We start from the raw sequence: 22,760 nt of genomic DNA, 5'->3' as shown, positions 1-22,760 counted from the left end.
AGACCCATCCTACGGCCGGCCCCTTACCGGATTCTTACGGCATGGAAGTAATTGACCGCTCGTTCGCTTAGGTCATGGCGTTTCAAATTGAAACTTGGCGCTGAAAAATGCACTAGACTTGAAACATGAATGCACCTCGCTCCCCATTGGAGGCTGGCGACAAGCCGGTCATCTGGACCGTCTCCGTCTCGCGCCTGTCCGACCTGTTCCGCGACATCACCGTCGAATACGACCACTTAGCTTTGATCGAACCGCTGCATCTTGGTTTTGACGAGGCTGCGAAACATATCCGCGAGCGCCTGGCTCTTGAACACTGTGACGTGGTCATCGCGGCCGGCTCGAACGCCGCCTGGCTCAAGGGCCGCGTGTCGGTGCCGGTGGTGGCGGCCAAGGCCAGCGGCTTCGACGTGCTGAAGGCGCTGGCGCGCGCGCGGCGGGTCTCGCACCGGATCGGCGTCATCAGCTACCAGGCGCCGCTGCCGGAACTGGCCGACTTCGCCGCCACCTTCGGCCTCGACCTGGCCCAGCGCACCTACGTCACGCGCGAGGATGCGCGCGCCGCGGTGCACGAGCTCAAGGCCGAGGGCATCGCCGTGATCGTCGGCGCCGGATTGATCACCGACCTGTCCGAGGAAGCCGGGCTGACCGGCGTGTTCCTGTATTCGGCGGCCTCGATCCGCCAGGCCTTCGACGACGCGCTCGAGCTGGCGCGCCTGACCCGGCTCGAGGCCGGCCGCGGACGGCGCAAGGGAGCCGAACAACGCGCGCGGCGCGGCATGAACGACCTGCGCGGCGACTCGCCCGCGATGGAGCGCCTGCGCCAGACCGTGGTGCTGTACGCGCGCTCGCCCAGCACCGTCCTGATCGAGGGCGAGACCGGCAGCGGCAAGGAACTGGTGGCCCAGGCGATCCACCGCGAAAGCCCGCGCCGTGGCGCCAACCGCCCCTTCGTGGCGGTCAACTGCGGGGCGATCGCCGAGTCCTTGCTGGAGTCGGAACTGTTCGGCCACGAGGAAGGCGCGTTCACCGGCGCGCGCCGCGGCGGCCACGCCGGCCTGTTCGAGGCCGCCAACGGCGGCACCCTGTTCCTGGATGAGATCGGCGAAATGCCGCTGGCCCTGCAGACCCGCCTGCTGCGCGTGCTGGAGGAACGCGAGGTGATGCGGGTCGGCGGCACGCGCCCGGTGCCGATCGACGTGCGCGTGATCAGCGCCACCCACTGCGACCTCGAAGCGCGGGTGCGCGAGGGACGTTTTCGGGCCGACCTGTTCTATCGGCTGGCGGTGCTGCGCCTGGCCCTGCCGCCGCTGCGCGCGCGGGCGCAGGACATCGCGCCGCTGGCCGAATGGTCATTGAAGCAGGCGCTGGCCGCGCTCGATGCGCGCCCGCATCCGAACCTGGCGGCCGAGGTCAAGGCGTGCGCGCCCCTGCTCGCTTCCTATGCCTGGCCGGGCAATGTGCGCGAGCTGCGCAACCTGATGGAAAGGGTCGCATTGTTCCTGGCGGCCGAGCCGCTGCAGGCGCTCACGCCGGCCTTCATGCTGTCGGTGGCGCCGGAACTGGGGCGGCAAGCGGCGCCGGCCGTCGACGCATTGCCCACGCCCGGTGCGGCGCGCGAGTCGGTGGCGGCCGTGCTGGCCCGCTTCGGCGGACAGCGCGATCTTGCCGCGCAGCACCTGGGCATCAGCCGCACCACCCTGTGGCGCCGTCTCAAGGCCGAGGGCTCTTAACAAAAATTTAAGCTGATCCAAAGCAGCGCTCGACAAAAACTCGTATCATGAATCTTTAAAGTGCTGGCGCCTACCCGCGCCAGTTCGTCGTAGCACGCCGGCCTGCCGCGGTCTCTTGCGCTACCCGCGCCGGCTGGTCGGCTTAACGGAGGCAATATGCAACATGCGTCGCAAGCTGCACTGTTTTCGCTGATCGGCGATACCCCGCTGGTGGAGGTCACCCGGATCGATACCGGTCCCTGCCAGCTGTTCCTCAAGCTCGAATCGCAGAACCCGGGCGGCTCCATCAAGGACCGCATCGGCAAGACCATGATCGAGCAGGCCGAGCACGACGGCCTGCTGCAGCCCGGCGGCACCGTGATCGAGGCCACGGCCGGCAATACCGGCCTGGGCCTGGCGCTGGTGGCGCGCATCAAGGGCTACCGCGTGGTGCTGGTCGTGCCCGACAAAATGGCGGCCGAAAAAGTCCTGCACCTGAAGGCGCTCGGCGCCGAAATCCACCTGACCCGCTCCGACGTCGGCAAGGGCCATCCCGAGTACTACCAGGACTACGCAGCGCGCCTGGCCAAGGAGATTCCCGGCGCCTGGTTCGCCGACCAGTTCAACAATCCCGCCAATCCGCGCGCCCACGAAACCACCACCGGCCCCGAGATCTGGGACCAGACCAACCACAAGCTCGACGCCATCGTGGTCGGCGTCGGCTCGAGCGGCACCCTCACCGGCCTGTCGCGCTATTTCAAAAAGACCCAGCCCCTGCTCGAATTCGTCCTGGCCGACCCCAAGGGTTCGATCCTGGCCGAGTACGTCGAAACCGGCCACGTCTCGCAGCACGCGGGCTCATGGGCGGTCGAGGGCATCGGCGAGGATTTCATCCCCGGCATCGCCGACCTGTCGCGCGTCAAAACCGCCTACACCATCAGCGACGAAGAGAGTTTCTCGACCGCGCGCCTGCTGCTGCAGCAAGAAGGCATCCTGGCGGGTTCCTCCACCGGCACCCTGCTGGCGGCCGCGCTGCGCTATTGCCGCGCGCAGACCCGCCCCAAGCGCGTGGTCACCTTCGTCTGCGACACCGGCACCCGCTACCTCTCCAAGGTGTACAGCGACGGCTGGATGGTCGACCAGGGCCTGATCACGCGGCCGAAAACGGGCGACCTGCGCGACCTGATCGGCCGCCGCCACGATGCCGGCGAAGTCATCACGCTGTCGCCCGACGACACCCTGCTCACCGCCTTCAACCGCATGCGCTCGAGCGACCTGCAGCAGTTGCCGGTGGTCGACGCCGGCGGCCGGCTGCTGGGCCTGATCGACGAATCCGACCTGCTGCACCAGGTGACGCAAGATACCGCGCGCTTCAATGCGCCGGTGTCCGGCACCATGACGACCGAACTGCAAACCCTGCATCCGGCGGCGAGCATGGGCCAGCTGCGCGAGATCTTCGATCGCGGCCTGACCGCCGTCATCGCCGACGGGCCGACCTTCTACGGTCTGATCACGCGCTACGACCTGCTCAACCATCTGCGAAGGACCTTGTCTTGACCAATCCAATCGAATTCAAGCGCCATCTGGCCACCCGTGTCATCCACGGCGGCCAGGCGCCCGAACCGGCCACCGGCGCCGTGATGCCGCCCATCTTCGCCACCTCGACCTTCCGGCAAGAGAGCCCCGGCGTGCACAAGGGCCTCGACTACGGCCGCTCGCACAATCCGACGCGCTGGGCGCTCGAGCGCTGCGTGGCCGACATCGAGGGCGGCCGCGCCGCCTTCGCCTTCGCGTCCGGCCTGGCCGCGATCGCGGCGGTGCTCGAGCTGCTGCCCGCCGGCTCGCACATCGTGGCCGGCGACGACATGTATGGCGGCACCTACCGCCTGTTCGAGCGCGTGCGCCGCGACAGCGCCGGCCTGTCGTTCAGCTACGTCGACCTGTCCGACCCCGACGCGCTGGCCGCCGCCATCAGGCCCGAGACGCGCATGGTGTGGGTCGAGACCCCGACCAACCCGATGCTCAAGCTGGCCGACCTGACGGCGATCGCCGGCGTCTGCCACGCGCGCGGCATCATCAGCGTGTGCGACAACACCTTCGCCAGTCCGATCAACCAGCGCCCGCTGGAACACGGCTTCGACATCGTGGTGCACTCGACCACCAAGTACATGAACGGGCACTCGGACGTGATCGGCGGCGTGGCCGTGGTCGGCGCCGGCGACGCCCAGACCGGGCTGGCCGAGAAGCTCGGCTTCATCCAGAACGCCGTGGGCGCCATCCAGGGCCCGTTCGACAGCTTCCTGGTGCTACGCGGGATCAAGACGCTGGCCCTGCGCGTCGAGCGCAGCAACGCCAACGCCCTGCTGCTGGCCAGCTGGCTCGAGCAGCAGCCGCAAGTGCGCAAAGTGTACTACCCGGGATTGGAATCGCATCCCCAGCACGCGCTGGCGCGCCACCAGATGCACGGCTACGGCGGCATCGTGTCGATCGACCTCGACACCGACATCGCCGGCGCGCGGCGCTTCCTGGAGGCCTGCGAAGTGTTTACCCTGGCCGAGAGCCTGGGCGGCGTGGAAAGCCTGATCGAGCATCCTGCCCTGATGACCCACGCCACCATTCCGCCGGAGCAGCGCGCCGAACTCGGCATCGGCGACGGGCTGATTCGCCTGTCGGTGGGCATCGAGCACATCGACGACCAGCGCGAGGATCTGCGCCGCGCATTGGCCGCGATCTGAACGTCGATCAAGCCGCTTCGAGCAGGCGCTGATGCGGCTGCTCCGACGCGGCCAGCGCGCTGCGCAACTTGAACGTCGCCACCAGCGCCGACAACTCCGCCGCCTGCTGGCGCATCGAGGCCGCCGCTGCGGCGGCTTCTTCCACCATCGCCGCGTTCTGCTGGGTCGACATGTCGATCTCCGCGATCGACTTGCTGACCTGGGTGACACCCATGGCCTGGCCCGCGCTGGCGGTGTGGATCTGGCCGAGGATGCCGGCCACCTCGTGCACGTGCTGGAGCATGGCGCGCATGGTCGAGCCGGCCGATTCGGCCATGCCGGTGCCGGCCTCGATCTCGCTCGACGACTCGCCGATCAGCTTCTTGATTTCCTTGGCCGCGCCGGCCGAGTGCTGGGCCAGGTTGCGCACCTCGCTCGCCACCACCGCGAAGCCGCGACCTTCGCTGCCGGCGCGCGCCGCTTCCACCGCCGCGTTCAGCGCCAGGATATTGGTCTGGAAGGCGATGCTGTCGATCATGCCCGTGATGTCCACGATGCGCGCGGCCGAGGCCTTGATCGCTCCCATGCGCGCCACCAGTTGCTCGACCGCCCTCGCGCCTTCGGTGGCCACGCCGGACGCGGTCTGGGCCAGGGCATTGGCCTGGCGCGCATTGGCGTTGTTGCTGGCGATCGCCTCGCTCAACTCGTCCATCGCGCTCACGGTCTGGCGCAGCGCGTCGGCCTGGCGCTCGGTGCGGGTCGACAGGTCCTGGTTGCCTTCGGCGATCTCGCTCGAGGCCGAATCGATCGCCTGGGCGCCCACCAGCACCTGCGACACGGTGCTCGAGACGCCATGGGTCATGCCATTGAGGGCGTCGAACAGGCGGCCGATTTCGTCGCTGCGCCCGTGCTGGATGGTCGGACGCAGGTCGCCTTTCGCTACCTGCTCGGCCAGCATGGCGGCGCGCTGCAGCGGCGCCACCAGGTTGCGGCTCAAGGCCCAGGCCAGGCCGACGCCGACCAGCAGCGCCGCGCCGCCCAGGCCCAGCAGCAGGATCTTGCTGAAGCTCGATGCGGCGCTCGTTTCGTCGGCCAGGCGGTGCGCCTCGCTGCTCTCGTAGGCGAGCAAGGCTTCGAAAGCGCCGACCTTGGCCTTGTAGCCCGGTTCCCATTGCCTGGTCAGGATTTCCTCGACCAGGCCGGTCTGCCCCAGGTCCTTGGCCTTGAACAGCGCTTCCTGCACCGTGCCCAGCGCGGCCTTGTGACGGGCCGCATCCTGCAGCAGCGCGCGTTCGCGTTCCGACACCGGCAGCTTGGCCAGTTTCTCCTCGATGGCGGCGATGTTCTTGCGGCCTTCGGCCAGCTGGGCCTGGAAGTAGTCGGCCAGTTCCAGGCTGTCGCTGCGCGCGATCGAGACGGTGCGCGAACCGTTCAGGCGTTCGATGCCGAGCAGGTCGGACACCAGCTGCTGCTTGGCCAGCTTGTCGTCGACCAGATTGGAGGTGATGACATCCGCCGCGTGCATGCGCCATACCGCGACGGCGGCGATGATCACGATGACGAGGGAGAGGATGCCGAAGGCGCCGATGAGCTTGGCGGAGGTGTTGAGCTGTGCAAGTCGCATTGGTGGTCCGTGAGAAGGTGGGACAACGATGCGAGGAGTGTAGAAATGTTATATGACACCGTCATGAACTCACATTTCCAGAATTACCATGGTTCTTTATAAATCTTATTGCATAAAAATCCACTGAGTTTTCAAAATAACCACGTCTCCTCAAAGTGCCGCAATGTCGTCGATCAGGCTGGGGTTTCGATCAATCAGGCTGAGGAGAATGGCGGCTTGGGCATTCGGCTTTGCCGTACCCTGCTCCCAGTTCTTGATCGTCTGCGGATTGGTGCGCAATTTGCGTGCGAATACCGGTTGCGATACGCGAAGCTTTTCCCGCACCGCACGCACGCCGGCCGCGGTCATGACAGGCGGCGCCTTCAGTTCCACCTCGGTCGCGCGTAGGGTGACTTTCCCTTGCCGAGCATCTTCCAACGCATCGAAGCCTTCCATCAACTCAGTAAAAATATTTCGCTTGGTCATTTTTCGGTACTCCTTGCCTTGATTTCCAACTCAAGTCGTTGTTTCAGCAATCTGCGTTCGCTTGCCGTGAGATCGTCGGCCTGATCCTTGTCGTAGACGGTGAATAGCCAGAACTGGTCGTTGGCATCTTTCCAGAAATAGATGACGCGCAGGCCGCCGCGCTTTCCCTTGCCACGCCGTTCATCGCCATACCGGATTTTCCGAAGTCCTCCCGTGCCCTTGATGACAGCCCCGGCAACCGGGTCCTTCATCATCTCGCTTTGCAGATCCTTGAACGATTCGTCGTCGAAGTATGCGTTGCGCAGCCGCTCGAACGGGGGAAGTTCGATGAAGGTCGCTTTCATATAGTGTACCCAAATTGGGGATATTTTGTCTGGCTTTCACACTTTAGCTGCGCCACTCCCGATCATTATTGCGTTACACCTGCCCATGACAAAGTCATGCGACACAAAAAAAGCCCGCGACACTTTCGTGTGCGGGCTTGCTTGGACAAGGCGGCATGCCGCCCCGTTCCGGCTCAGTCGAGGGCAATCACTCGATCTCGACCGTCTCTGCCGGCGCCGGTGGCGGCAGTGCGTCGCCTTCCGGGAACTCGAGGACCACGTCGTCCTTCTCGTTCAGGTCGACCGTCACGCGGCCGCCGTTGACCAGGCGGCCGAACAGCAGCTCGTCGGCCAGCGCCTTGCGGATCATGTCCTGGATCAGGCGTGACATCGGACGCGCGCCCATCGCCGGATCGAAGCCTTTCTGGCCGAGGAACTTGCGCAGCTTCTCGGTGAACACCGCTTCGACCTTCTTCTCGTGCAGCTGCTCTTCGAGCTGCATCAGGAACTTGTCGACGACGCGCAGGATGATGTCCTCGTCCAGCGCGCGGAAGCTGATGATCGCGTCCAGGCGGTTACGGAACTCCGGCGTGAACATGCGCTTGATGTCGGCCATCTCGTCGCCGGTCGCACGCGAATCCACGAAGCCCAGCGAACGCTTGGTCAGGCTTTCGGCGCCCGCATTGGTGGTCATGATGATGATCACGTTGCGGAAGTCCGCCTTGCGGCCGTTGTTGTCGGTCAGGGTGCCATGGTCCATCACCTGCAACAGGATGTTGAAGATGTCGGGATGGGCCTTCTCGATCTCGTCCAGCAGCAGCACGGTGTGCGGCTTCTTGGTGATCGCCTCGGTCAGCAGGCCGCCCTGGTCGAAGCCGACGTAGCCCGGCGGCGCGCCGATCAGGCGCGACACGGCATGACGCTCCATGTACTCGGACATGTCGAAGCGCACCAGCTCGATGCCCAGGATGAAGGCCAGCTGTTTCGCCACCTCGGTCTTGCCGACGCCGGTCGGACCGGAGAACAGGAAAGAGCCGATCGGCTTGTCGGTCTTGCCCAGGCCCGCGCGCGCCATCTTGATCGCGGCCGACAGCGCCTCGATCGCCGGGTCTTGGCCGAACACGACGTTGCGCAGGTCGCGGTCGATCGTCTGCAGCTTGCTGCGGTCGTCCTGGTTGACCGTTTGCGGGGGAATCCGCGCGATCTTCGCGATGATGTCCTCGATCTCGGTCTTGCCGATGGTTTTCTTCTGCTTCGACTTCGGCAGGATGCGCTGGGCCGCGCCGGCTTCGTCGATCACGTCGATCGCCTTGTCCGGCAAATGACGGTCGTTGATGAAGCGCGCCACCAGTTCGGCCGCGGTCGACAGCGCCGACGCCGAGTATTTCACGCCATGGTGCTCTTCGAAGCGCGACTTGAGGCCGCGCAGGATCGCCACGGTCTGCTCGACCGACGGTTCATTGACGTCGACTTTTTGGAACCGGCGCGACAGCGCATGGTCTTTCTCGAACACGCCGCGGAATTCGGTGAACGTGGTCGCGCCGATGCACTTGAGCTGGCCATTGGCCAGTGCCGGTTTGAGCAGGTTCGATGCGTCGAGCGTGCCGCCCGAGGCCGAGCCGGCGCCGATGATCGTGTGGATCTCGTCGATGAACAGGATGCCGTTCGGGGTGTCCTTGATCTGCTTGAGCACGGCCTTCAGGCGCTGCTCGAAATCGCCGCGGTACTTGGTGCCGGCCAGCAGCGCGCCCATGTCGAGCGAGAACACGACGGCGTTCTGCAGGATCTCGGGCACGTCCTCCTGCACAATGCGCCAGGCCAGGCCTTCGGCGATCGCGGTCTTGCCCACGCCGGCCTCGCCCACCAGCAGCGGGTTGTTCTTGCGGCGGCGGCACAGGATCTGGATCACGCGGTCGACTTCTTCCTCGCGTCCGATCAGCGGATCGATCTTGCCGTCGGCAGCCGCCTTGTTCAGGTTCTGGGTGAACTGGTCCAGCGGCGACTCTTTGGCCTGGCCTTCGACCTGCGCTTCTTCCACGCCTTCGGACGCCTTCTGGGTGTCCATCTGCTGGTCCTTGCGCACGCCGTGCGAGATGAAGTTGACGACGTCGAGACGGGTCACGCCCTGCTGGTGCAGGTAGTAGACGGCGTGCGAATCCTTCTCGCCGAAGATCGCGACCAGCACATTGGCGCCGGTCACTTCTTTCTTGCCGTTCGAAGCCGACTGCACGTGCATGATCGCGCGCTGGATCACGCGCTGGAAGCCGAGCGTCGGCTGGGTGTCGACCTCGCCCGTGCCTGGCACGGTCGGGGTGTTGTCACCGATAAAATTAGTCAAGGTCTTGCGCAGGTCTTCGATATTGACCGCGCACGCACGCAGGACTTCGGCGGCCGATGGATTATCGAGTAGCGCGAGCAGCAGGTGTTCCACGGTGATGAACTCGTGGCGTGCCTGTCGTGCCTCGACAAAGGCCATGTGTAGGGATACTTCAAGTTCCTGCGCAATCATACTTCCTCCATCACGCACTGCAGGGGGTGCCCGGCCTTGCGCGCATGCGTTAAGACAAACTCCACTTTGGTACACGCTATATCTTTGGAAAACACCCCACACACACCCTTACCATGACGGTGAACAGAGAGCATGATCTGGGTTGCGGTTTCGCGATCCTTGTTGAAATACTCCTGGATCACGGCCACCACGAACTCCATCGGCGTGTAGTCATCGTTCAGTAGCGCCACCTGGTACAGCGGAGGCGGTTTGATGGTCTGCCGCTCAAGCAGTTGTTCAGTATCGTGCTTCGTTGCCATGGGGTTATTCTAATACTTCCGAGGTTGGTGCCAAGCGTAAACATCAGCTCGTTTTCTGGTGCTTCCATCTTACGCGTTTTCGGATATTTGCGCAGATGGCGTTCCGATTGCGGAAATCAAGACCGTGGATGGGTTGGTCCGGAAATATTTGGCAATGGGCACGCAAAAGCGCTTGACTTCATTGATTATTCCACCAACAATGCAGTTATTGACATTGTACTTATGTACTTGTTGATAAGAAGTGAGCAGGCTGAGGAGGGGGCAAGAAGCTTCTTGCTTTTATGGCTCGTGTGATTTGTTAAATTTGAAAGTTCTTTTATGGCAACTGGTACTGTTAAGTGGTTCAATGATTCCAAAGGCTTTGGCTTCATCACTCCTGATGACGGCGGCGAGGATCTGTTTGCTCACTTCTCCGCGATCAACATGAACGGTTTTAAGACCCTCAAAGAAGGTCAAAAAGTCCAATTCGAAGTCACGCAAGGCCCTAAAGGCAAGCAAGCTTCCAACATCCAGGGTCTGTAATCTCTCCCCTCCCGGAAGCAAGGAACCCCGCGCATGCGGGGTTTTTTTTCGCCTACCGGTCGTGCCCTTGTTCATGCGTCCAGCCGCTCTCGCGCACGAAGGCCTGCGCGTCGGCGAGAATCGCCTGCAATTGCTCGTCGCTCACCGCATCGAGCGTGCCCGCGAGGCTGTTGCGCTGGATCGCCTCCAGCGCCTCGTCGTAGCGGCGCACCAGCGCCGCCGCACGCTCGGCCAGGTCGGGCGGGAGCACACCGGTCGCGGACGCCGCGCGCAAGCGCTCCGGATCGGCATGCCTCTGAAACGCATACATAAAACGTCCGATTCTCTCGTATTTGGCTTGGGTGATCGATGCTTCGCTCACGGCCTCTCCTCATGCGAATTAAATGACGCCTACATGTTTTCGATCATGACCTCGCCGAAGCCGGAACACGACACCTGGGTCGCCCCTTCCATCAGGCGCGCGAAATCGTAGGTCACCTTTTTCGACACGATCGCCCGGCCCATCGCCCCGATAATCAGGTCGGCCGCCTCGCTCCAGCCCATGTGGCGCAACATCATCTCGGCCGACAGGATCAGCGAACCGGGATTCACGTAGTCCTTGCCCGCGTATTTCGGCGCCGTGCCGTGGGTCGCTTCGAACATCGCCACCGAATCGGACATATTCGCGCCCGGCGCGATGCCGATGCCGCCGACCTGGGCCGCCAGCGCGTCCGAGATATAGTCGCCATTCAGGTTCAGCGTGGCGATCACGCTGTATTCCGCCGGACGCAGCAGGATCTGCTGCAGGAAGGCGTCGGCGATCGAATCCTTGATCATGATGTCGCGCCCGGTCTTCGGGTTTTTCACCTTGCACCACGGACCGCCGTCGAACAGCTCGGCGCCGAATTCCTTCTGCGCCAGCGCGTAACCCCAGTCGCGGAACGCGCCTTCGGTGTACTTCATGATATTGCCCTTGTGGACCAGGGTCACCGAAGGCTTGTCATGGTCGATGGCGTACTGGATCGCCTTGCGCACCAGGCGCTCGGTACCTTCGCGCGAGACCGGCTTGATGCCCAGCCCCGAGGTGTCCGGGAAGCGGATCTTGTTGACGCCCATTTCTTCGGCCAGGTAAGCGATCAGTTTCCGCGCGCCTTCGGAGCCGGCTTCCCATTCGATGCCGGCGTAGATGTCTTCGGAGTTCTCGCGGAAGATGACCATATCGGTCTTTTCCGGCTGCTTGAGCGGCGACGGCACGCCGGCGAAGTAACGCACCGGACGCAGGCAGACATACAGGTCGAGTTCCTGGCGCAGCGCAACGTTGAGCGAGCGGATGCCGCCGCCCACCGGCGTCGTCAGCGGGCCCTTGATCGAGACCACGTACTCCTTCAGCACGGCGAGCGTCTCGTCCGGCAGCCAGGTGTCCGCGCCGTAGCGCTGCGTCGCCTTCTCTCCGGCAAAGATTTCCATCCAGCTGATCTTGCGCGCGCCGCCGTAGGCCTTGTCCACCGCTGCGTCGACCACCTTGATCATGACCGGCGTGATGTCCACGCCGGTGCCGTCGCCCTCGATATAGGGAATGACCGGATTGTCCGGGACGTTCAGGGTGAAGTCGGCGTTGACGGTGATCTTCCGGCCAGCGGCCGGGACGGTGATATGCTGGACCATCCATTCCTCCAGTTAAGGCGGCGGCCGGCGGCGCGAACTCGCTTACAATGACGCCCGGCATGCCGCCACGAGACATCGGCGTGCCCTGCATTATGCCTCAGCTATCCTCATCCGTTCACACGCTTTCCCATGCCCCTGATTCTCTTTAACAAGCCATTCCAGGTCCTGTGCCAATTCTCGCCGCAGGAGGGCCGCGAATCGCTGGCCGATTATCTCGATATTCCAGGCATTTATCCGGCCGGCCGGCTGGACGCCGACAGCGAAGGCCTGATGCTGCTGACCGACGACGGCAAGCTGCAGCACAAGATCGCCCACCCCGACCACAAGGAAGCCAAGACCTATCTGGTGCAGGTGGATGGCGTGCCGGACGCCGCCGCGCTGGCGCGCCTGCAGGCGCCGCTCGACCTGGGCGACTTCGTCACCCAACCCTGCCGCGCGGTGCGCATCGCCGAACCGGAATGGCTGTGGCCGCGCAATCCGCCGATCCGCGCGCGCCAGGACAAGCCGACCGCGTGGATCGCGATCACGCTCGAAGAAGGCAAGAACCGGCAGGTGCGGCGGATGACGGCGGCGGTGGGCTTCCCTACCCTGCGCCTGGTGCGCAGCAGTATCGGGCCGTTTTCGCTGGCGACGCATCCATTGATGCCGGGTGAATATACCGAGGTAACGATGTAAAAAAACCCGCCGACCTCACGGTACGGCGGGTTTCTTCATTGGCGCTTCGGATTACGCCAGCGATTGCAGCGCAGCGTTGAAGGTCACGCTCGGACGCATCACCGCGCCCACCTTGGCTTCGTCCAGCTTGTAGTAGCCGCCGATGTCGGCAGGTTTACCCTGCACTTCCAGCAGTTCGGCAACGATCTTGGCTTCGCTCTCGCCCAGCTGCTTGGCCAGCGGCGCGAACTTGGCGGCCAGTTCGGCATCCTCGGTCTGCGCGGCCAGCTCCTGCGCCCAGTACATCGACAGGTAGAACTGGCTGCCACGGTTGTCGAGCTCGCCGGTCTTCGGCGATGGCGACTTGCGGTTGTCCAGCAGCTTGCCGGTGGCCGAATCGAGGGTCTTGGCCAGCACTTTGGCCTTGTTGTTGCCGGTCTTGATGCCGAGGTCTTCCAGCGAGACGGCCAGGGCCAGGAACTCGCCCAGCGAATCCCAGCGCAGGTGGTTTTCTTCGACCAGCTGCTGCACGTGCTTCGGCGCCGAACCGCCGGCGCCGGTTTCGTACATGCCGCCACCGGCCATCAGCGGCACGATCGACAGCATCTTGGCGGACGTGCCCAGTTCCATGATCGGGAACAGGTCGGTCAGGTAGTCGCGCAGGATGTTGCCGGTCACCGAGATGGTGTCCAGGCCGCGCTTGACGCGCTCGAGCGTGTAGCGCATCGCGCGCACCTGCGACATGATCTGGATGTCCAGGCCGCTAGTGTCGTGCTCCTTCAGGTAGACCTTGACCTTCTTGATCAGCTCATTTTCGTGCGGACGGTACGGATCGAGCCAGAACACGGCCGGCATGCCCGAGTTGCGGGCGCGGGTCACGGCCAGCTTGACCCAGTCGCGGATCGGCGCGTCCTTGACCTGGCACATGCGCCAGATGTCGCCCTGCTCGACGTTTTGGCTCATCAGGACTTCGCCGGTGGCGAGGTCGGTGATGTTGGCCACGCCGGCCTCGGGAATCTCGAAGGTCTTGTCGTGCGAGCCGTACTCTTCGGCTTGCTGGGCCATCAGGCCGACGTTCGGCACGGTGCCCATGGTCTTCGGATCGAAGGCGCCATGCCATTTGCAGAAGTTGATGATCTCCTGGTAGATGCGGGCGAAGGTGCTTTCCGGGATGACGGCCTTGACTTCCTTCAGGCGGCCATCGGCGCCGTACATCTTGCCGCCGGCGCGGATCATCGCCGGCATCGACGCGTCGACGATCACGTCGTTCGGCGAATGGAAGTTGGTGATGCCCTTGGCCGAGTCGACCATGGCCAGCTCGGGACGGTGTTCCTGGCAGGCGTGCAGGTCGCGGATGATTTCCTCGCGCTGCGACGACGGCAGGTCGGCGATCTTGTTGTACAGGTCGGCCATGCCGTTGTTGACGTTGATGCCGAGGCTGTCGAACAGGGCGCCGTGCTTTTCGAAGGCTTCCTTGTAGAACATGCGCACGCAGTGGCCGAACACGATCGGGTGCGAGACCTTCATCATGGTCGCCTTGACGTGCAGCGAGAACAGCATGCCGGTCTGGTGCGCGTCTTCGATCTGGGCTTCGTAGAAGTCCAGCAGGGCCTTGCGGCTCATGAACATCGAATCGATGATCTCGCCGGCCTGCAGGGCGACCTTCGGTTTCAGGACGATGGTCTGGCCGCTCTTGGTGACCAGTTCCATCTTGACTTCGCGCGCCGCGTCGAGGGTCATCGACTTTTCGCCGTGGTAGAAGTCGCCATGGGTCATGTGCGAGACGTGGGTGCGCGACGCCTGCGACCATGGGGCCATCGAATGCGGATTCTTGCGCGCGTATTCCTTGACGGCGCGCGGTGCGCGGCGGTCCGAGTTACCTTCGCGCAGGACCGGGTTCACCGCCGAGCCGATGCACTTGCCGTACTTGGCCTTGATGGTTTTTTCTTCGTCGGTCTTTGGATCGGCCGGATAGTCGGGGATGTTGTAGCCCTTCTCTTGCAGTTCCTTGATCGCGACCGTCAGCTGGGTGACCGAGGCGCTGATGTTCGGCAGCTTGATGATGTTGGCTTCCGGCGTGAGCGTCTTCTTGCCCAGCTCGGCCAGCGCGTCGGGCACGCGCTGTTCCGGAGTCAGGTTCTCCGGGAAGGCAGCCAGGATGCGGGCCGCGACCGAGATATCGCTGGCCTCGACCGTGATGCCGGCCGGCTTGGTGAAGGTGCTGACCACAGGCAGGAAGGCGTGGGTCGCCAGCAGCGGCGCCTCGTCGGTCAGGGTGTAGATGATGGTCTGATCACTGCTCATGCACATTTTCCTCGGTAGTCGCGAACGCTGTCGCGAGTATAAAACTGACAATTGGCCACAGGCCAAGACCTTGGCGCTCCGCCTTGGCGCTCCGCGCTGATGCCGGACATTCTACCCCTCCGGACTCCGGGATGGCAGATCGCAAAGGAGTGATCACATCCACCCTGCGGCGTCGCGGTCGGCGCCGCAAGTCTTCTATAAGACATAAGACGCGCCATATTATGCCCGAGCTTTGCGCGGCTTACCAGTTTTTAAGCGTTCGACAACCCAGGACGTGAAAAATGAAGCACCAAGCAAAAAAACCGCCAGGACCGAAGTCGGGCGGGTCTTTCCAACTGCACAGAACTTTGCCGTCGCGGCCCATCGGGCCGCGTCGCAAACGGGCTATTAAGCCGACAGTGCTTTCAGGGCTGCAGCCAGGCGGCTCTTGTGACGCGCTGCCTTGTTCTTGTGGATGATCTTCTTGTCAGCGATGCTGTCGATCTTCGACACGGATTGCTGGAAGATGGTGGTCGCGGCAGCCTTGTCGCCAGCCTGGATGGCTTTGCGGACGGCCTTGATTGCGGTGCGCAGGGTCGAACGCTGCGACGAGTTGTGTGCGTTTTGCTTAACTGCTTGACGAGCGCGTTTGCGCGCTTGTGCGGTATTTGCCATGGAATTTCCTAAATCGGGGTCAAGTTGCGTTTGCAAACATTAGCGACTGTCAAACTGGCGCCGGGGTTGGCTATGCGGTGCCTGCCCAACGATTAGTGTCTGCTAACAGAATTCAGTACAGCCCACGATTATAGCGAAGGTTTCAATTCGGAGCAATTCATAATTCAAAGATTGTCGGTTTACTGTGCCTTTCGGAGCACCGTCCGATACCTGTCATTCGTGTCCGTACGGACGAGTTGCCCAAGTATAATCTTGCGCCATGAACCTGCTCAGAACCCTCGCCGCCATCTCCAGCATGACCATGCTGTCGCGCGTCACCGGCCTGCTGCGCGAAAGCCTGTTCGCGCGCGCCTTCGGCGCCTCGGCCTATACCGATGCCTTCATCATCGCCTTCCGCCTGCCGAACCTGCTGCGCCGCCTGTTCGCCGAAGGCGCGTTCTCGCAGGCCTTCGTGCCGATCTTGTCGGAATATAAAACCCAGCATGGCGAAGGGGCCACCAAGACCCTGGTCGACCACGTCGCCACCGCCCTGATCTGGGCCACGGTGCTGACCAGCATCGTCGGCATCGTCGGCGCCCCGCTCCTGATCACGCTGCTCGCCGGCGACCTGCGCGAGACACCCGGCGCCTACGACGCCTCGGTGATCATGACGCAGATGATGTTTCCGTACATCGCCTGCATGTCCTTCGTGGCCCTGGCCGGCGGCATCCTGAATACCTGGCGCCAGTTCAAGGTGCCTGCTTTTACCCCTGTGTTGCTGAACCTGTCCTTCATCTTCGCCTCGCTGGTGCTGGTCAACTACCTGGAGCAGCCGATCTATGCGATGGCGATCGCGGTCTGCGTCGGCGGCCTGTTGCAGGTGGCGATCCAGATTCCTTCGCTGGTCAAGATCGGCATGTTGCCGCGCATCTCGCTCAACCCGATGCACGGCCTGCGCGACGCAGGCGTGCGGCGCATGCTCAGAAAGATGGGCCCGGCCGTGTTCGCGGTGTCGGCGGCCCAGATCAGCCTGCTGATCAATACCGGCATCGCCGCCAGCCTGGCGGCCGGCGCCGTCTCGGCCCTGCAGTATGCCGACCGCCTGATGGAATTTCCGACCGCGATGCTGGGCGTGGCCCTGGGCACCATCCTGCTGCCGTCGCTGTCGAAAGCCAATAGCGAAGGCAATACCGAAGAGTATGCGGCCCTGCTCAACTGGGGCCTGCGCCTGACCTTCCTGCTGGCGCTGCCGGCGGCGGTGGGCCTGGCGACGCTGGCCGAGCCGATGATCGCCACCCTCTTCCACTACGGCAAATTCGACGATGCGGCGCTGGCCAACTCGGCCATGCCCCTGATGGCCTACAGTGCCGGCCTGCTCGGCATCATCCTCGTGAAAATCCTGGCGCCGGCCTTCTATGCGCGCCAGGACGTCAAGACGCCGGTGCGCATCGCGATCATGGTGCTGTTCGCGACCCAGCTGATGAACCTGCTGTTCGTGTACCTGCTCGACCTGGGGGTGGCGGGCCTGGCCCTGTCGATCGGCCTGGGCGCCTGCATCAACGCCACCTGCCTGTACGTGGGCCTGCGCCGGCGCGGCATCTATGCGCCGCAGCCGGGCTGGCTGAAATTCTTCATCAAGCTGGCCGTCGCGGTCGGCGTGATGGGGGTGCTGGCCTGGTTCGGCCAGGCGCAGTTCGACTGGGCGGCGATGAAGGCGACCCCTGGCCTGCGCATCGGCGCCCTGCTCGCCATCATCGGCGCCTGCGCCTTCGCCTATTTCGCCGTGCTGGCCGTGCTGGGCTTCCGGCCGCGCGACTTCCGGCGCCGCGCGGCCTGAGTCCGCGATCAGGACTTGTACTTGACGTTGCAGCCGTAAGGACGGGTGGTGGCCTGGGCCACGTTCCCGCCCTTCACGACCGCTTCCATCGCGGTCTTGAACAGCGGACTGGCCTTCTCGATGTCTTCCAGCTTGGCCGACGCGATGCTGTCGATGCCGCCCGCGTAGCGCAGCACGCCTTTCGCATCGATCACGTACATGTGCGGCGTGGTGCGCGCGTCATACGCCTTGCCGACCGTGCCTTGCGGGTCGAGCAGCACCGCCGTCGGCGCGGCATTGCGGCTGGCGGTCAGCTCGTCGGCCTTCTTGCCGTCCACATGGCCCTGCTCGCCCGGCGCCGACGAAATCACGCTCAGCCACACCACGCCCGCATCCTGCGCCTGCTTCTGCAGGGCCGGCATGTTCGCCTGGTAGTGCTTCTTCACGTAAGGGCAATCGTGGTTGGTCCATTCCAGCACCACGACCTTGCCCTTGTAGTCGACCAGGCTGTGCTGCTTGCCCTTGCTGTCGACGGCCGTGAAGGCGGGGGCCGGCTGGCCGATGGCGGGCGCGGCGAACGCCGGCGCCGCAGCGGCGCCCAGCAGCAGGGCGGCCATCGATACCGTGGTGCGCAGCATGGCGCGACGTGGGGAAGCTTTCATGATCTCTCCTTGTGAGTAAATGATTACTGCTCGAACGACTCGGTGACGATGGACTGGGTCAGCACCGGCGGCAGGACCACCGGCTCTTTCCTGGCCGGGTAGAAGGCATAAAACGGCAGGCCGTCGCGCTGGAACGATTGTAAAAACGCCGTGATGGCGGGATCGCGGTTGGTCCAGTCGCCCTTCATGTAGACCACGCCGCGCTCGCGCATCGCCTGCTGGACGGCGGCCGTCGACAAGGTCGTGCGCTCGTTCACCAGGCAGGTGATGCACCAGGCCGCGGTCATGTTGACGAATACCGGTTTACCTTCGGCGCGGAGAAAGGCCAGGCGCTCGGCGCTGTAGGGTTCGGCCTGCATGGATTGCGCAGGGGCCGCGGCCACCGGCCCGGCGCCATGCAGCGCGGCCATCAGGCCCACGATGCCGGCAACGCCGGCCACTGCCGCCCCGCGCGGCCACCAGCGCTTCCTGGTCCCATGCTGGCCGAGGCCGACCAGCCAGGCCACCAGGCCCACCAGCACCAGCCCGGCGAGCGCCATGCGCAGGCCTGCCTCGCCCGCCTGCTGGGCCAGCACCCACAGCAGCCAGGCGGCGGTCGCATACATCGGGAAGGCCATCGCCTGGCGCAGCGTCACCATCCACGCGCCGGGCCGCGGCAGGCGCCGGGCGAGCGCCGGGAACATCCCGAGCAGCAGGAACGGCAGGGCCAGGCCGAGGCCCATCGTCGCGAACACCGCCAGGCTGACATAAGCGGGCGCCACCAGCGCCGAGCCGATCGCGGCACCCATGAACGGCGCGGTGCAGGGCGTGGCCACCACCACCGCCAGCAGGCCGGTGAAGAAGCTGCCGGCATGGCCCTTGCGCTCGGCGAGGCCCTGGCCCGCGCCGGCAAGTGCGCCGCCCACCTCGAACACGCCGGACAAATTCAGGCCGATCGCCAGCATCAGCCAGGACATCGCCGCCACGAACAGCGGCGACTGGAACTGGAAGCCCCAGCCGACCGCGCTGCCCCCCAGACGCACGGCCAGCAAGGCCAGGGCCAGCGCCATGAAGGCGGCCAGCACGCCAAGCGTATAGAACAGGCCGGACAGGCGGACCGCGCGCCGGTCGCCGCCCGACATGCCGGCCACCGCCGTGGCCTTGATCGCCAGCACCGGGAACACGCAGGGCATCAGGTTCAGGATCAGGCCGCCCAGGAAGGCGAACAAGGCCATCTGCCACAGCGGCAACGCGGCCGGCGCCCCGGTGGCGGGCGCGGGAGCGGCCGGCGTGAGCTCGAGCGCGAACCAGCGTTTCTGTCCGCCGCCGTCCGTGATCGCCAGCAGGCCGGCGGATGGCCCCGGCGTGTAGCCCTGGCCCTTGGTCGTCGCCAGCGTGAGCCTGCCCTCTTCCACTGTCAGGGCCTGGTCGGCCACGTGGTCGACGACGCCCCAGCTGTCCGGGAAGTACAGCGCCGATCGCACGGATGCCGGCGAAATGCCTTCGCCCTCGACCGCCAGTTGCAAGGTCGATTCGCCGGCGCTCACCGAGGCGCGCCAGTCGGCAGGCTGCGGCTGCGGCTGGCGCGCGTCGGCGCTCTTGAAGGCGGCCAGGATCCCGGCGCTGGCCGGACGTGCGCTCGCCTCGACCGGCAAGGCCAGGCGGAACTTGCCTTCCTCGGGAATGCACTCCTTCTCGCACACCACCCAGTCGGCATCGGCCTCGAGAACCAGCTGGCTGCCGGGCCGCGCATCCCGCGGCACCGTCAGGGTCATCGGAAACACGATCTCGTTCTCGTAGCCGTAGCTGGCGACCGGACCGATGATGAAGCGGTCGGGGCCCGGCCAGGCGATCTCGCCGACCGTGGCTCCTGGCGGCGCATTGAATGCGATGCTCGGCGGCGAACCGGCGTCGCCGGGATTCTTCCAGTAAGTGTGCCAGTGCGGCGCCAGGCGCTGGCGCAGGCCGATGCGCAACGCCTGGCCCGGACTCACGGCGGCGTATTCGCTCACCAGCGACACCGTGGCGCGCGGGCTTTGCTGCACATTGCTCTCTGCCGCCACGGCCAGCGCCGGCGTCAATACGAGAGACAGTGCAGCGATCAAGGTGCGCCAGGAAGACCGGGCGGCGGTTAGAAAAGATCCGGGCATCAGTTGCTAATGCGTGGGTCAATCAATGGGTTCGACGGTCGGTGACAAAGCTAACACGTTCCCGCGTCGCCCGGCAATCATCCCGATACTGTAAAGACACCGATTCGCATCCTGACTTTCGGCACATGCGGACCTTCGCGCGGCTTCGGATAATCGCCCCACTCGCAGCGCCTCGGGGGCGCCGCGATTCAACCAGAACCGGAAAAACAACCATGCAAAAATTCGTCCATGCCGCCGTCCTCATCGCCATTCTCGCCGTCGCCGGCGCCGCACGCGCGCAGGAGCGCGGCTACATCGGCCTCGCCGTCGGGCCTTCGAAAGCCAGCGTCACCAACGGCGATGGCCAGCGTGTCGACCGTGACAACGACGTCGTCGCGTTCAAGGGCTATGCCGGCTACGACTTGAACCGGCACCTCGCCATCGAGGGCGGTTACGCTGGCACGACGGGCAAGCTCCGCTTCGACGGCGCGCGCTTCGGCGTGGCCACCGATCCGCGCGCCGGGATGAGCGCCTTCTATGCGGCGCTGCGCGGCAAGGTCGCCGTCGGGGCATCGGTCGACCTGTTCGCCAGGCTTGGCGTGGCGCGCAACCGGTTCGAGCTCACCGGCGCCGGCGCGCAAGACTTCCACGTGACCGCCGTCAAGCCGATGGTGGGGGCCGGCGTCGCCTGGCGCGTGTCCGACCAGGTGGCGCTGACGGCCGAGCTGGAACACTACGGCCGCGTGCGCGAAGGGAACCGCCGCTTCGTCCAGAACCGCGCGCAGCTCGGCGTCCAGTTCGGCTTCTGATGGCGCCGGCAAGAACGAGCAGACTTTCCTCAGTGCATCTGCGAAAATACTGCTCCCTTTCCCCATGCGAACAATGATGCCCGCGCCCACCGCCCCCAGCATGCCGCATATTCCACCCTGGGCGTTCGCCGGCGTCGCCGCGCTGCTGTTCGCGGTGCTGGACATCGCCGCCGTCCTGGCCGCCGGCGTGGAGCGGGCGCCGCTGCACAACCCGATCGGCCTGGCCGCGCTGGCGGCTGTCGTCGGGACACAGGACTGGCTGGCCTGGACTGGCGGCGCGCAGCGGCCGGCCGTGTTCCAGTGCTATGCGATCGCCAAGACGGCGGTGGCCGTGCTTGCCGTGGCGGCGGCCGCCGCCGCCTGCGCGGCCCGCCTGCCACGGCGGCGTGCGGCGCTGCTGGCGCTGCAGATGGCGTGCGCGCTGGCGCTCGATTCCACGCCCTTCCACCTGCTGGTGGCCGTCCAGATCGGCATGCTGCTGCCGCTGCGCACGGCGCTGGCGTGGCTGGCCATCCAGTACCTGCTGGGCGCCGGCGTCGATCTGCTGCTGGTGCTCGACCTCGCGCAGCGCCAGGCGCAGCCGGCGCAGTGGTCGCTGCTGGGTTACCTGTGCGCCGAGCGCGCCGTCGTCGTCGCCGGCTTCGCCGCCGTCGGCCGCCTGGTCCTGTACGAACGCCGCACGCGCCAGGCGCTGGCTGCCGCCCATGCCCAGGTGCTGGCCACCCAGTCGCTGCTGGCCGACACCGTGCGCGGCAGCGAGCGCCTGCGCATCGCACGCGACCTGCACGACACGGTCGGCCATCACCTGACGGCCCTGAACCTGCATCTCGACCTGGCGCTGCGCCAGGCCGGCAGCGCCGCCCCGCCTGCCCTGCCGACGGCGCGCGCCGTCAGCCAGGATCTGCTGGCCCAGGTGCGCGGCGTCGTCACCAGCACGCGCGATGACCGCCCGATCGACCTGGCGCAGGCCTTGCGGATGCTGTGCGCGGGGCTTCCGGCCTTGAAGGTCGACCTGCGCGTCGACGCCGCAGCCGCATGCCAGCCGACGCCGGTGGCGCACGCGCTGTTTTGCTGCATCCAGGAAGCCATCACGAACACGCTGCGCCACGCGCAAGCAAGGCGTCTGGACATCGTCCTCGAGAACCGCGACGGCATGACGGTTGCCCGCGTCGCCGACGACGGCTGCGGCAAGCCCGGCGCCGCCGAAGGCAACGGCCTGCGCGGCATGCGCGAGCGCCTGGCCGAACTGGGCGGCACGCTGAGCTGCGGGCCCGATGAGGGCAAGGGATTCAGTCTCGAGATGCGCGTGCCGCAGGCCGGGAGCGCGGCATGATCCGCGTCGGCCTGGTCGACGACCAGACCCTGGTGCGCAGCGGCATCCGCGGGCTGCTGGACCTGACCGACGACATCCGCGTGGTCGCGGAAGCGGCCGACGTCGACGCGGCGCGCGCGATGCTGGCCACGCACGCGCTGGACGTGCTCCTGCTCGACGTGCGCATGCCGGGCTGTGAAGGGATCGACCTGTTGCGCCGCCAGAGCGCCGCGCTGCCGCCGACGATCATGTTGACGACGTTCGACGACGACGCGGTCCTGTTCGAGGCGATGCGCCTTGGTGCGCGCGGCTTCCTGCTGAAGGACATTTCGCTGGAACGGCTCGCGGAGGGCCTGCGCGCCGTGGCCGGCGGCGCCACCCTGTTCCGGCCCGGCATGACGGAACGCGTGCGGGCATCCTACCAGCGCACGCATGGCGCAACAGCAGCCGCCGGCGCGGCCGGACTGACGCGCCGCGAAATCGAGATCCTCGCCCTGATGGCCGGCGGACTCAGTAACGCCGAGATCGGCGCCGCCCTCGGCGTGAGCGAGGGCACGGTCAAGAACCATGTGTCGAGCATCCTGTCCAAGCTCGGCGTACGCGACCGCGTACGCGCGGTCCTGCGCGGCATCGAGCTCGAACTCGTCTGACGC

Annotated in this window: 20 protein-coding genes; 9 read left to right on the top strand and 11 right to left on the bottom strand. The window is 65.3% G+C overall.

Annotated elements, in window-relative coordinates; genetic code table 11:
- Window positions 1–125: 125 nt before the first annotated feature.
- From prpR to HMPREF9710_RS19710, 3 genes are all read left to right on the top strand, one after another.
- The gene (gene prpR, locus HMPREF9710_RS19720) at window positions 126–1,730 is read left to right on the top strand and encodes a propionate catabolism operon regulatory protein PrpR (RefSeq protein WP_005669269.1); all 1,605 of its coding nucleotides are present in this window, start codon (window positions 126–128) and stop codon (window positions 1,728–1,730) included.
- 156 nt (window positions 1,731–1,886) lie between these two features.
- The gene (locus HMPREF9710_RS19715; RefSeq protein ID WP_005669268.1) at window positions 1,887–3,266 is read left to right on the top strand and encodes a pyridoxal-phosphate dependent enzyme; all 1,380 of its coding nucleotides are present in this window, start codon (window positions 1,887–1,889) and stop codon (window positions 3,264–3,266) included.
- The gene (locus HMPREF9710_RS19710) at window positions 3,263–4,444 is read left to right on the top strand and encodes a trans-sulfuration enzyme family protein (RefSeq protein ID WP_005669267.1); all 1,182 of its coding nucleotides are present in this window, start codon (window positions 3,263–3,265) and stop codon (window positions 4,442–4,444) included. The genes HMPREF9710_RS19715 and HMPREF9710_RS19710 overlap by 4 nt, the downstream gene beginning before the upstream one ends.
- Window positions 4,445–4,451: 7 nt before the next feature.
- On the opposite strand, the gene HMPREF9710_RS19705 is transcribed toward HMPREF9710_RS19710, so the two are convergent.
- The 5 genes from HMPREF9710_RS19705 to clpS form a co-directional block, all read right to left on the bottom strand.
- Window positions 4,452–6,047 carry a methyl-accepting chemotaxis protein gene (locus HMPREF9710_RS19705; RefSeq protein ID WP_005669266.1) on the bottom strand — a complete coding sequence of 532 codons (1,596 nt, stop codon included), beginning with the start codon at window positions 6,045–6,047 and terminating at the stop codon, window positions 4,452–4,454.
- Between the two features lie 150 nt (window positions 6,048–6,197).
- The gene (locus tag HMPREF9710_RS19700) at window positions 6,198–6,512 is read right to left on the bottom strand and encodes a helix-turn-helix domain-containing protein (RefSeq protein ID WP_005669264.1); all 315 of its coding nucleotides are present in this window, start codon (window positions 6,510–6,512) and stop codon (window positions 6,198–6,200) included.
- Window positions 6,509–6,856: a hypothetical protein gene (locus HMPREF9710_RS19695; protein ID WP_005669263.1), complete on the bottom strand. Its 348-nt coding sequence runs from the start codon at window positions 6,854–6,856 to the stop codon at window positions 6,509–6,511. Before HMPREF9710_RS19695 ends, HMPREF9710_RS19700 begins: the two co-directional genes overlap by 4 nt.
- 187 nt (window positions 6,857–7,043) lie before the next feature.
- Window positions 7,044–9,344: an ATP-dependent Clp protease ATP-binding subunit ClpA gene (gene clpA / locus HMPREF9710_RS19690; RefSeq protein WP_005669261.1), complete on the bottom strand. Its 2,301-nt coding sequence runs from the start codon at window positions 9,342–9,344 to the stop codon at window positions 7,044–7,046.
- Entirely contained in the window at window positions 9,341–9,643 is a 303-nt protein-coding gene (clpS, locus tag HMPREF9710_RS19685) for an ATP-dependent Clp protease adapter ClpS (RefSeq protein ID WP_005669260.1), read from the bottom strand. Before clpS ends, clpA begins: the two co-directional genes overlap by 4 nt.
- 318 nt (window positions 9,644–9,961) lie before the next feature.
- Between clpS and cspE the strand changes: the two genes are divergently transcribed.
- Window positions 9,962–10,165 carry a transcription antiterminator/RNA stability regulator CspE gene (gene cspE / locus HMPREF9710_RS19680; protein ID WP_005669258.1) on the top strand — a complete coding sequence of 68 codons (204 nt, stop codon included), beginning with the start codon at window positions 9,962–9,964 and terminating at the stop codon, window positions 10,163–10,165.
- A gap of 52 nt (window positions 10,166–10,217) precedes the next feature.
- Here the strand turns inward: cspE and HMPREF9710_RS19675 are convergent, their stop codons facing one another.
- Together HMPREF9710_RS19675 and icd are read right to left on the bottom strand one after the other, a co-directional pair.
- A complete protein-coding gene (locus HMPREF9710_RS19675; RefSeq protein WP_005669256.1) occupies window positions 10,218–10,526 on the bottom strand; it encodes a hypothetical protein in 309 nt (102 codons plus the stop codon).
- A gap of 29 nt (window positions 10,527–10,555) precedes the next feature.
- Window positions 10,556–11,809, bottom strand: coding sequence for an NADP-dependent isocitrate dehydrogenase (icd, locus tag HMPREF9710_RS19670; RefSeq protein WP_005669254.1), 1,254 nt, complete (start codon window positions 11,807–11,809; stop codon window positions 10,556–10,558).
- Window positions 11,810–11,938: 129 nt separating this feature from the next.
- Between icd and HMPREF9710_RS19665 the strand changes: the two genes are divergently transcribed.
- Complete coding sequence (locus HMPREF9710_RS19665; protein WP_005669252.1) at window positions 11,939–12,484, top strand: pseudouridine synthase; 546 nt, start codon at window positions 11,939–11,941, stop codon at window positions 12,482–12,484.
- A gap of 51 nt (window positions 12,485–12,535) precedes the next feature.
- On the opposite strand, the gene HMPREF9710_RS19660 is transcribed toward HMPREF9710_RS19665, so the two are convergent.
- Both HMPREF9710_RS19660 and rpsT read right to left on the bottom strand, forming a co-directional pair.
- On the bottom strand, window positions 12,536–14,767 hold the full coding sequence (locus HMPREF9710_RS19660; RefSeq protein ID WP_005669250.1) for an NADP-dependent isocitrate dehydrogenase: 2,232 nt from the start codon (window positions 14,765–14,767) through the stop codon (window positions 12,536–12,538).
- Between the two features lie 387 nt (window positions 14,768–15,154).
- Window positions 15,155–15,421, bottom strand: coding sequence for a 30S ribosomal protein S20 (gene rpsT / locus HMPREF9710_RS19655; RefSeq protein ID WP_005669248.1), 267 nt, complete (start codon window positions 15,419–15,421; stop codon window positions 15,155–15,157).
- A gap of 259 nt (window positions 15,422–15,680) precedes the next feature.
- On the opposite strand from rpsT, the gene murJ reads away from it, so the two are divergent.
- On the top strand, window positions 15,681–17,237 hold the full coding sequence (murJ, locus tag HMPREF9710_RS19650) for a murein biosynthesis integral membrane protein MurJ (protein WP_005669246.1): 1,557 nt from the start codon (window positions 15,681–15,683) through the stop codon (window positions 17,235–17,237).
- 8 nt (window positions 17,238–17,245) lie between these two features.
- Here murJ and HMPREF9710_RS19645 read toward each other — a convergent pair whose 3' ends face one another.
- Window positions 17,246–17,878 (bottom strand): redoxin domain-containing protein, encoded by a 633-nt coding sequence (locus tag HMPREF9710_RS19645; RefSeq protein WP_005669244.1) that lies wholly within the window; start codon window positions 17,876–17,878, stop codon window positions 17,246–17,248.
- A gap of 23 nt (window positions 17,879–17,901) precedes the next feature.
- Complete coding sequence (locus HMPREF9710_RS19640; protein WP_040777117.1) at window positions 17,902–19,962, bottom strand: protein-disulfide reductase DsbD family protein; 2,061 nt, start codon at window positions 19,960–19,962, stop codon at window positions 17,902–17,904.
- 257 nt (window positions 19,963–20,219) lie between these two features.
- Between HMPREF9710_RS19640 and HMPREF9710_RS19635 the strand changes: the two genes are divergently transcribed.
- The 3 genes from HMPREF9710_RS19635 (at window position 20,220) to HMPREF9710_RS19625 (ending at window position 22,757) form a co-directional block, all read left to right on the top strand.
- The gene (locus tag HMPREF9710_RS19635; RefSeq protein WP_005669239.1) at window positions 20,220–20,795 is read left to right on the top strand and encodes an outer membrane beta-barrel protein; all 576 of its coding nucleotides are present in this window, start codon (window positions 20,220–20,222) and stop codon (window positions 20,793–20,795) included.
- Between the two features lie 100 nt (window positions 20,796–20,895).
- Window positions 20,896–22,128 (top strand): sensor histidine kinase, encoded by a 1,233-nt coding sequence (locus HMPREF9710_RS19630; protein ID WP_051205145.1) that lies wholly within the window; start codon window positions 20,896–20,898, stop codon window positions 22,126–22,128.
- On the top strand, window positions 22,125–22,757 hold the full coding sequence (locus tag HMPREF9710_RS19625) for a response regulator (protein ID WP_005669235.1): 633 nt from the start codon (window positions 22,125–22,127) through the stop codon (window positions 22,755–22,757). Before HMPREF9710_RS19630 ends, HMPREF9710_RS19625 begins: the two co-directional genes overlap by 4 nt.
- Window positions 22,758–22,760: the final 3 nt, after the last annotated feature.

The organism is Massilia timonae CCUG 45783 (assembly GCF_000315425.1).
Lineage (GTDB): Bacteria > Pseudomonadota > Gammaproteobacteria > Burkholderiales > Burkholderiaceae_D > Telluria > Telluria timonae.
Note: the sequence above shows the minus strand (reverse complement) of the source record. Positions and strands in the feature narration are given on the sequence as shown.